This window comes from Flagellimonas oceanensis, from assembly GCF_003992595.1.
Lineage (GTDB): Bacteria > Bacteroidota > Bacteroidia > Flavobacteriales > Flavobacteriaceae > Flagellimonas > Flagellimonas oceanensis.
In genome coordinates this window covers 56,623-66,324 of sequence record NZ_RZNA01000039.1, presented here as the reverse complement: position 1 = coordinate 66,324, position 9,702 = coordinate 56,623, and the positions used below count along the sequence as shown (strand labels likewise).

The 9,702-nt window shown below is 46.4% G+C and carries 10 protein-coding genes; 8 read left to right on the top strand and 2 right to left on the bottom strand.

The window, feature by feature from the left end; genetic code table 11:
• Positions 1 to 257: helix-turn-helix domain-containing protein (locus tag EO132_RS09690; protein ID WP_164732267.1), on the bottom strand; the 257-nt coding region annotated here is incomplete at its 3' end.
• A gap of 192 nt (positions 258 to 449) precedes the next feature.
• On the opposite strand from EO132_RS09690, the gene EO132_RS09685 reads away from it, so the two are divergent.
• From EO132_RS09685 to EO132_RS09660, 6 genes are read left to right on the top strand one after another with little or no spacing between them, the layout of a single operon-like run.
• On the top strand, positions 450 to 2,861 hold the full coding sequence (locus EO132_RS09685; RefSeq protein ID WP_127137651.1) for a TraG family conjugative transposon ATPase: 2,412 nt from the start codon (positions 450 to 452) through the stop codon (positions 2,859 to 2,861).
• Positions 2,858 to 3,463 carry a conjugal transfer protein gene (locus tag EO132_RS09680; protein WP_127137650.1) on the top strand — a complete coding sequence of 202 codons (606 nt, stop codon included), beginning with the start codon at positions 2,858 to 2,860 and terminating at the stop codon, positions 3,461 to 3,463. The genes EO132_RS09685 and EO132_RS09680 overlap by 4 nt, the downstream gene beginning before the upstream one ends.
• Positions 3,463 to 4,302, top strand: a complete 840-nt coding sequence (locus EO132_RS09675; protein WP_205780350.1) for a hypothetical protein — start codon at positions 3,463 to 3,465, stop codon at positions 4,300 to 4,302. Before EO132_RS09680 ends, EO132_RS09675 begins: the two co-directional genes overlap by 1 nt.
• Before the next feature lie 10 nt (positions 4,303 to 4,312).
• Positions 4,313 to 4,939, top strand: coding sequence for a conjugal transfer protein TraK (locus tag EO132_RS09670; RefSeq protein WP_127137648.1), 627 nt, complete (start codon positions 4,313 to 4,315; stop codon positions 4,937 to 4,939).
• The gene (traM, locus tag EO132_RS09665) at positions 4,920 to 5,831 is read left to right on the top strand and encodes a conjugative transposon protein TraM (RefSeq protein WP_127137647.1); all 912 of its coding nucleotides are present in this window, start codon (positions 4,920 to 4,922) and stop codon (positions 5,829 to 5,831) included. The genes EO132_RS09670 and traM overlap by 20 nt, the downstream gene beginning before the upstream one ends.
• Before the next feature lie 2 nt (positions 5,832 to 5,833).
• Entirely contained in the window at positions 5,834 to 6,622 is a 789-nt protein-coding gene (locus EO132_RS09660) for a DUF4138 domain-containing protein (protein ID WP_127137646.1), read from the top strand.
• A 27-nt stretch (positions 6,623 to 6,649) separates the two neighbouring features.
• Here the strand turns inward: EO132_RS09660 and EO132_RS09655 are convergent, their stop codons facing one another.
• The gene (locus EO132_RS09655; protein WP_127137645.1) at positions 6,650 to 7,561 is read right to left on the bottom strand and encodes a helix-turn-helix domain-containing protein; all 912 of its coding nucleotides are present in this window, start codon (positions 7,559 to 7,561) and stop codon (positions 6,650 to 6,652) included.
• Between the two features lie 139 nt (positions 7,562 to 7,700).
• Between EO132_RS09655 and EO132_RS09650 the strand changes: the two genes are divergently transcribed.
• Together EO132_RS09650 and EO132_RS09645 are read left to right on the top strand one after the other, a co-directional pair.
• On the top strand, positions 7,701 to 8,555 hold the full coding sequence (locus EO132_RS09650) for an aldo/keto reductase (RefSeq protein WP_127137644.1): 855 nt from the start codon (positions 7,701 to 7,703) through the stop codon (positions 8,553 to 8,555).
• 25 nt (positions 8,556 to 8,580) lie between these two features.
• Positions 8,581 to 9,642 carry an alpha/beta hydrolase gene (locus tag EO132_RS09645; RefSeq protein ID WP_127137643.1) on the top strand — a complete coding sequence of 354 codons (1,062 nt, stop codon included), beginning with the start codon at positions 8,581 to 8,583 and terminating at the stop codon, positions 9,640 to 9,642.
• Positions 9,643 to 9,702 lie beyond the last annotated feature (60 nt).

Here is a 9,702-nt window from a genome sequence, read left to right as displayed (position 1 = left end):
GGGAAGTACCGCTCTAAGGTCCTCAGCTGTTCGCTCTTGGGCTTTTGGTCCGCCTTGAAGAGCCTGTGGATCTCCTCCAGGGTCATCTCCGAGACCTCGTAGGGCGTCAGCCTGTAGCACTTGAAGAACTCGATGTACTTGGCCACCGTGTTGCGGGAGATGCCAAGTTCCTTGCTGATCCGTCGCTTGCTGGCCCCCTCGCCGTACAATTTGTAAATCCTTTTTGCCTTTCGCATATCTATCTGTTTGTTCGCCATGGTCTTTTTTACAAAAGAAACCATCGCAACACTCAAATAGAATCGATCTTTTTAGTGGCTCACTTTCATCCGCCCCACTATGCTCACTTTGGTCCGCCGCGGGTGGCTCACTTTGACCCGCCGAAGGTGGTATACTATGCCCGTTTTTTGCACCCAAGACCATAAGCCTAAAACAATTGAACCCCTTTGACTATGTCTAAACTCAATTTCAATGCATATCACCCCATTCTGGATATCCAGAACCATGTGGTCTTTGGGAGCAATGGCAATGTGGTGTTATGTTATGAAGTAACATTGCCTGAGATATACTCCCTTTCTGATGAGGATTTTGAGGAGCTGCACGGGATGTGGTTCCAAGCCTTTAAATCCTTGCCCGTGGGTACTGTTATCCATAAACAGGATGTATACCAAAAGAAAGGTTACGATGCTAGGAACCTTCCAAGGGATACCTTTCTGGCAAAGGCTACCCATGATTATTTTTTAGGTAGGGAGCATTTGGACCATCAGAGTTATCTCTTCTTTGTACTTCCTCTTGATAAAGCCATTAAGGCCACTAAATATGTCAATCCCTTTCGAAAAGTGGAGAAAGGATTGCACCGTAAACTGGATGTGCAGGTAGCGGAATTTGTGACCGCCGTGAATGATGCCGTATCCTATGTCAACAACTCTAACAACGTATCCATGGTTCCCATGGAACCTGAAGTAATATTGGAGCATACCCAGGATTATTTCAATGGATACAATCTTGATTTTGATACGGATATCCAGCTAGGAAAAGGCCCATTGGAAATTGGTGACCATTATTTTGATGTGATGGCCATCAACAATGAAGAATGTTTTGGTGAAACCGTGCAAAGCAGTGTGCCCAATGGGAAATTCAGTTCGGACGGATTCAGTTTTCATAAGGGTTTCTTGGACGGTCTGGGACTGGAGTTGGGGGAAAACCATATCATCAACCAAATCCTTTATCTGGACGATACCCATCAATGGCGTAAACTATTGGACAAGAAAATAGAGGAACTCTCCAAGAGCTCCAATTTTGGTTCCCAGAACAAAGTGGTTCGCAACAAGGTCCAACATATCTTGGACAGGATCAATGGGGATGATACCGCACGGATCGTTCGTGGCCATGTGAATATTGTTTTTTGGCATTTGGAAGTTGGGGTGTTGAAGCGCGTTGCTTCTGGCATCAAGGCCCAATTGAAGGAACTGGATATTCGACCCTATCATCCCCATGGGGAGGAGCGCACACATTATTTTTTGAACTCCTATCCCAGCCATGCTTCCAACTTTTCCAATGAAGATCTTTTTGTGATGGACCTAAAGGCAGCCCTTTCTCTGTATATCAACAATACCAATTATCGCTCTGATGAAACAGGAATCGTTTTTAATGATAGACAATACAATATTCCTGTGGTCAAGGATGTATGGGACGAGGGGAAACGGCGCATCAAGGCCCGGAACTTTGCCATATTCGCCCCGACAGGGGAAGGGAAATCCTTCTTGGCCAATAATATCCTACGTCAATACTTTGAGGCCGATGTACGACTGGTCATTATCGATCTAGGGGGTTCCTATGCCAAATTTGCCCAATTGTATCCCGATGATCATATCATCCTGAGATACGAACAGGGGAAGAATCTGGGCATCAATCCCTTTTACATTTCAGAACAGTCAGATTTGACCCCGGAACGCTTGGAAGATCTCGCCCTGTTTCTTTTGGAGCTTTTGGCTGAAAAGCAAGTGACCAAATCCAAGGAAGTGGCCTTGAAAAAGGTATTACTGCACTACTATGGCAAGGTCAGGGAAGGGCATTCCCTAGCTTCACTATACCAGTTTGTTGATAGGAACAAAGATACCTTGATCGAAGAGACCCGGGTGCAGGAATCCGATTTCAATGTCTATACTTTTTTGCACATTCTTTCCGAATATGTGGACGGGGGACTGTACAGTTTTCTGTTCCATGTGGCAGAAGATCAGACCTATAAAATTGAGGACAAGCGCCTGCTTGTCTTTGAGTTGGACGAGGTACGCGACAATAAGGAAATCCTGTCCGTAATGCTCAAATTGATCAAGTCGGCCATCCAACGCACCATTTGGCGAAACCGTTCGGAAAGGGGCATTATCCTCTTTGATGAGTTTGCCAAACAGTTGAAGTTTCCCAATGTCCTGGAGAGTGTGGAGTTCTATTATCAAGCTATCCGAAAACAGAACGGGGCCATTGGGATCATCCTGCAATCCATCAACCAGTTACCTGAAAATGCCACTTCTGCAAGTATCCTGGAGAATACTCAAGTCGTGTACAGTTTACGGAACGAAAAGGGCTATGATGAACTGGTAAGGCGATTGAACCTCTCCAACCATGATCTCAATCAATTGATGTCCCTTAGAAACAATCTAACGGGGGAACGTAAATACACCGAAATCTTTATCAAGATCGGGAAGGAGAGCAATGTCTTTCGTTTGGAGGTGCCCCCAGAGGTCTATGCGGCCTATCTCACCGATGGGGTGGAAAATAGTCAGATCATGGAACTCTTTGAACAGTTTGGGAATATGGAACGGGCCATTACTGAATTTATAAATCAACAAAAGAAAATGAAATGAGAGCAACAATAAAACAAACCTTATGGAAAAATCCCCGGTTATGGATGTTGGCACTGTCCTTGGCCCTGTTATTGCCTGCAGGCGCTGCCTGCCAGGGGATGCCGGTGTATGACAATACGAACTTTATCAGTATGACCAAATCCTTGTTGGAATCGGCCAAACAGACCTCTGAACTCTTGAAGACTGTGGAGTTTTTGAAGGAACAGAAGGACAATATTGTCAAGGTGAACAATACCATCAAGCAATTGAAGGCGGTCCGTGAATTGGCACGGAACAATGAAATCCTTTTCAATACCGTGCAAAATGAACTGAGGGATATTTTGAATTCCCCCTATATCAAAGCCGGGGAGGTGGAACAGATATCGAGATCTTTTGAGCAGATCATAGATACGGCCATTGATGATCTGGATTTTGTGAACCAGATCTTGTCCAGTGATTTCTTGAAGATGACCGATGCGGAGCGTACCACCATTTTGATGGAAAAGAAGGTGCAGTCCCAGGAAATGGTGGCCGAGCTGGAAGTCAAAACAAGACGTTATCGGGAGATCATCTCCTTTCGGAGGATGCAGGATATTATCAATAATCGGGAAACGGAATACTGATGGCGGGAATCTTTTTGGGCATAGGATTGGAATATGTGGATGCTGTCTTCCAGACCATCAAGGACAGTGATTTCTCCCAATACACGATAGTGGGGATGAAGACCCTGGCCGTCCTGTTTTTTCTGATCAATATTTTGAAGAAATACAATGAGGGCATTGCCACCACCGATGGCCATACGTGGGGGTTGACCCCTACGGAACTGGCCAAGAATTTTTTAGTAGTGCTCCTGGTCATTTTCTCCACCGAGATATTGGGAGTCTTCGATGGGATCCTAGTGGCCATTGAGGCCCAATACCGGGACACGGCTCCGGCACTCCTCCCTTTACAGCTGCAGGATGTAGATCTGGAACGGGATGTGGGTGCCTTGGAAGCCGCCAAGAAAGCCATGGCGCTCTTGTACGAGGCCTTGGTCACCCCTTTGTACGGATTAAAGGTATTGGCCTTTATCATCGGGGTCTTGCTTTGGTTGATGGACCTGTTCATCTATCCTTTGTTCCTTGCAGAGCGGTATTTCCTATTGGGGATCCTACAGGCCTTTTTTCCCTTGGTCATCAGCTTGGCTGTCTTTGAAAAGTTTCGTCCCCTGGCCTATCAGTTTTTTAAGTTGTACGCGGCGGTGTACATGTTGGTGCCCGCCTTCTTTTTGGTCAATGTGTTCGTCAATAACCTCTACACGGAGATCAGTACCAATTTCTGGGGGAACCTCTTTGGTTTTGATTTTGGGAGTGAATTCTTTGCCTCCATCATTGAACTCGGGACCATTGGCTTTATCGTGTTGCTCAAATTTAAATTGTATCGAAGGGCCACGAGCTTTACCCTTCGATTGTTCACCGGTTAAATTGAAGTCTATGAAAACGCCTTTTAAAAATATAGTGCAGGTATTGCGGTTGAACCGCTGGGTGGTCCTTTCCGTGGTCATCGTCTCAGGGTTGGTATGTTCGGTTTCCATTATCGTGGTAGCCAAAATACACCAGAATGGTTTGGACCATGCCTTTGTGGTCAATGGGGAAGGGGAGGTCATCCCGTTACAATGGGTAGATCAACGTCAACTCTTGGAAGTGGAGGCCCTGGCCCATTTGGAACGGTTCCATAGATGGTTCTATGGGGTGGATGCCGGAAGTTTTGAAACCCATATGGAGAAGGCCCTTTGGCTCGGAAACAACTCCGTGGCCGAGGTATACCAACAAAAGAAAGCTGATGGTTTCTATAATCGGTTGTTGCAATATTCCCTGGTCCAAAAAGTGGAGCGTATCGAGTCGAGGATCAAGATGGAAGGAGCAAACATGACCTTTCAAACTCGCATTGGATTACAGATCCATAGAGGTTCAGTAACCGATACCTACGAACTGGTCACTTCGGGCCATTTGTTGCAGGTCGAACGGAACTTTCCGCATAATCCACATGGATTGTTGATCACTGACTTTTTAGAAAACTCACTTCGAAAACTGGAAGCCTATGAAAGCCCAAAAGAATAAAATTGTATTTGTCCTGGTAATGGTATGTGTGGTACTGTTCATTACCATTTATGGCATCATGACCTTTGGAAAGGACAAGGAACCGGAATTGGATCCCGAACGGATCCCCATTCCCGATCTGGAAGAGAACCAGGTCGAGTACGATAGTAAACTAAGGGCCCTGGAAGCCCTTAAAGAGGAGCGGGAGGTTACCGCTCCTCCCATATATCCGGAACACATGATCGATGACAAGGGCTATTTCAACCCCGACTATATGGAATATGAAAAGCAGCGTGTCATCGATTGTGTGTATGCCTCCAATTCCTTTTCAATAAATAGGGAGGAACCACCAGGGCCGATGGAGGTCATCGAAGGAACACCGAGTCATGACGATATATTGGAGGCCTTGGGACCTGAACTGGTTTCGGCTCCGACCGCTGCGGCCCTGTCCTTGTCCCATCAACTTTTTTATGCATCAAGTCCCCTTGATCCTGCCTTGGACCATTTTGAGATCAAGGCCTATGTGGATGGCGATCAAACCCTAAGGGATGGACAACGTTTGGACCTGCGGTTGTCCGAATCTGTTGATCTCGATGGGATTAAGGTTCCGAGGGGAACCCGGCTCTATGGGTTTGTAAAGATCAGGCCCAATCGTGTCTTGGTGGAGCTGAAAGGCTTTGGAGGATTTCCATTGAAACTAAAGGCCCATGATGCCCAGGACGGAAGGGAGGGTATCTATGTCAGGAACCGACTCAAGGGCGAAATGTTGGACCGGACCTTGGATGAAGGCCTGGATGAAATCAATGTACCCGGCCTGCCCCGGCTCAATGGGATCAAACGCATCTTTCAACGTGACCATCGGGCCGTTAAGGTGAAGATTATAGACCATTATCAATTCTTATTAAAATCGTGAACATGAAAATCAGGAGTTTACTTATTAGTCTTATTGCCTTTGGTTTGGGCCCATTCGTGTGGGGCCAACAAGCCTTGGATACCCTTTACGCCAATGACCAGATGAATGTCGCCCTTTTTTTTCCCAGCCCTATAAAGCAGGCCATAACCGGCAATGAAAATGCGGTCTTCTCCTATGATAGGGAAGAAGCACAATATTTTGGACTATTGCAGGCCATCGAAGGGACAGCGACCAATCTATGGGTGATGACCATGGACGGATATGCCTATGAGTTTAAAGTGGTCTATAAAGATTGGTTAACGCGAACGCATCTATTTCTCAATGAACAACACAGTTTGGGAAGGGTACGTCCTATAACGACCCGGAAATTGGATACCGTGGTCAAAGATGGTACACGCTTGGCCCTAATGGAACAACTGCTCCAAGAACAAAATGGGGCAAATATGGGAACGGTTAGACGGGGTGGTATCCGGCTGCGACTTGAAAAAAAGGTATATCAGGACGATGAAATGTTCTTGGTTTTCCAGCTGCGAAACAAATCGGGAATCGATTATGACCTTGAAACCTTGGATATCCTTCGGATCAATGGCAGTCCAAAAAGTAAGACATCGTATCAAGAGACCCTATTGGAGCCCCTACTTAGGTTCCAACAACCGGAAACCCTCAAAAGCGGTTCCACCTATCGGTTTGTCCTTGTATATCCCAAATATGTGACCGGTCCCCACGAACGGCTTAAAATGGTCCTACTGGAAAAGCAAGGCAGTAGGCGACTGGAGCTTTCGGTCAAATAAGGAATTAAGGGACCTTTGTTGAGTGGTCTAATTCAACATGCGATATTCATTGGGGGTATAGCCTACCTGTTTTTTAAAGAAACGGTTAAAATGTTGGGGGTATTTGAAGCCCAGTTCATAGGCAATCTCACTTACGGATTTATCGGTATTGAAAGTTTTCTTCTTGGCAATTTCGATCATATAATCCTGGATATGGTCCTTTGCGGATTTTCCCGTTTCATTTTTGACGAGGTCACCAAAGTAATTGGAGGACAGGTTTAGTTCATCGGCAAAATAGGTTACCGTGGGCAATCCCAGTTTTTGGGGGGCATCCGAATTGAAATAGTTTTTCATCTTGGCCTCGAATTTTTCCAAGACCCCTTTGTTCTCGTTGTCCCTGGTGATGAACTGACGGTCATAGAAGCGGTCACAGTAGTTCAAAAAGAGCTCTATATTGGAAGCGATCAGCTTTTTACTGTGCTTGTCCACTCCTTTGTTCAGTTCATATTTGATCTTGGAAAGACAGTCCATGACGATTTCCCTTTCGTCATCGGAAATATGCAAGGCTTCATTGGTATGGTACCCAAAGAAATTATAGGAATCAATGTTCTGGCCCAACGCGGTACCATGGATCAGTTCCGGGTGAAAGGCCAATACATGTCCTATGGGCTGGTATATCTGGCCATCGGTCTCGACATCCATGATCTGGCCTGGGGAAACAAACAACAAGGTGCCTTCCTGATAGTCGTAATATTGTCGTCCATACCGAAGGTCACAGCCTTTGAACTCCTTGAGGAAAACACAGTAGAAACCAAAATAGAGCCGTACCTTTTTGTTGCCGTCCCAATCCCTGGGATTGGCCAATGACAGATCCAAAACATTCACCAAAGGGTGTAACGTCTTGTGATTATTCAGTATATTATAGTCATTAATGCTCTCGAACCTGTACATGCCTTCCATATCCTATCTTATTTAGTGTTAACAAAGTTAGAAAATTTCAAAAGGGTTGCATATCAAGGGATTGGAATTCAGTAAAAATGGTACTACTTCCAGTATTTTTGGTACAAAATGAGCCTCTTTCTGTTCCGACATTTGTATCATGAAGAAGATACAATTGAACAATGGGGTCGAAATGCCCCTTTTGGGATTCGGGGTTTTTCAAATACCCGATTTGGAGGAATGTGAGCAAATTGTGCTCAATGCCATTGATACCGGATATCGCTTGATCGATACCGCAGCTTCCTATTTTAACGAGGCCGCCGTAGGGGCCGCCATCAAGAAAAGTGGGGTGCCCAGGGAGGAGCTGTTCATCACGACCAAACTATGGATACAGTCCCATGGCTATGAGGGAACCTTAAAGGCTTTTGACCATTCCATGGAGTTGTTGCAATTGGACTATTTGGACCTCTATTTGATCCACCAGCCCATGGGGGATGTGCACGGTTCCTGGCGGGCCATGGAACAATTGTACAAAGAGGGACGGATTCGGGCCATCGGGGTGAGCAATTTTCATCCTGACCGAGTGATGGACCTAATGGTGCACAATGAGATCGTCCCAGCGGTGAACCAAATGGAGACCCATCCCTTTCACCAGCAATATGACATCCATGACTTTTTAAGGGAGAACCATATTCAGATGGAAGCATGGGGACCTTTTGCCGAAGGAAAGAACGGCTTGTTCAAAAATGCACTTTTGGCGGAAATAGGGGACAAGTACAACAAGTCCATAGCCCAAGTGGTCCTGCGTTGGCTGGTGCAACGGGAGATCGTGGCCATTCCAAAATCGGCACATCGACACCGCATGGAAGAGAATATCGACATTTTTGATTTTGAACTTGATTCAAATGATATGGAGGTGCTGAAAGGGCTGGATATGAAATCAAGCAGCTTTTTTGACCATAGGGATCCCAATATGGTAAAATGGCTGGGGGAACGAAAACTGGAACTCACATAACGGTTAGCAACTATAAACAATACGCATGAAAAAATTAAGGACACTACTATCGACCTTCGTACTGATGATGACCCTGGTAGGGGGTTGGGCCCAACAAAAGCCCATTTTGCTGCAGGACCAAGGAAGCTTTGCCGTCGGGGGAACCGTAAAGAGCAATCCAGGAACTTTCGATGCCATTAAACGCACCCCGGAAGGTCAGACCTATCATGGGGACCATGCCTATGTATTCTATCAAGTCCCGGCCGATGCACGTAAATATCCCTTGGTGATGTGGCACGGTATCGGACAGTTTTCCAAGACTTGGGAAACTACGCCCGATGGACGCGAGGGGTACCAGAACATATTCTTGCGCAGGGGGTTCAGTACCTATATCATCGATCAGCCAAGAAGGGGCCGGGCCGGAAAGAGTATGGCGGAAGCGACCATTACCCCGACCCCGGATGAACAGTTTTGGTTCAACATTTTCAGGGTGGGGGTTTGGCCCGATTATTTTCCAGGGGTACAGTTCGCCAAGGATGAAGAGACCCTGAACCAATATTTTCGTCAGATGACCCCCAATATCGGAGGCTTTGATATTGAGGCGATCACAGAGGCTACCTCAAAGCTGTTCGATCGTATCGGGGACGGCATACTGGTGACCCATTCCCATTCCGGGGGCTTCGGCTGGTCAACGGCCCTTAAGAATCCACATGTCAAGGCCATCGTTTCCTATGAGCCCGGTTCCGGTTTTCTTTTTCCAGAGGGAGAGGTGCCGGGACCCTTGCCAAGTTCTGCCGGAGAATTGCAGGCTTTTGGGATTCCCAAGGAGGAGTTCATGAAATTGACCAAAATCCCCATCGTCATTTATTATGGGGACTTTATACCAGAAACGTATGATCCCAATCCGGGAACCGATGGTTGGCGCGTTCGTTTGGAAATGGCCCGCAAATGGAGGGATGTGGTCAACAAATATGGCGGGGATGTCACCGTGGTGCACCTGCCCGAAGTGGGCATCAAAGGGAACACCCACTTTCCCTTTTCGGACCTGAACAATATTGAAGTGGCCGATCTCATGTCGGCCTGGTTGAAGGAAAAGGGCCTTGATTGATGCAGGTCTTAGTGCACAAGAATTGAATTGACATTTGAATACAAACTAAAAAACAAACAC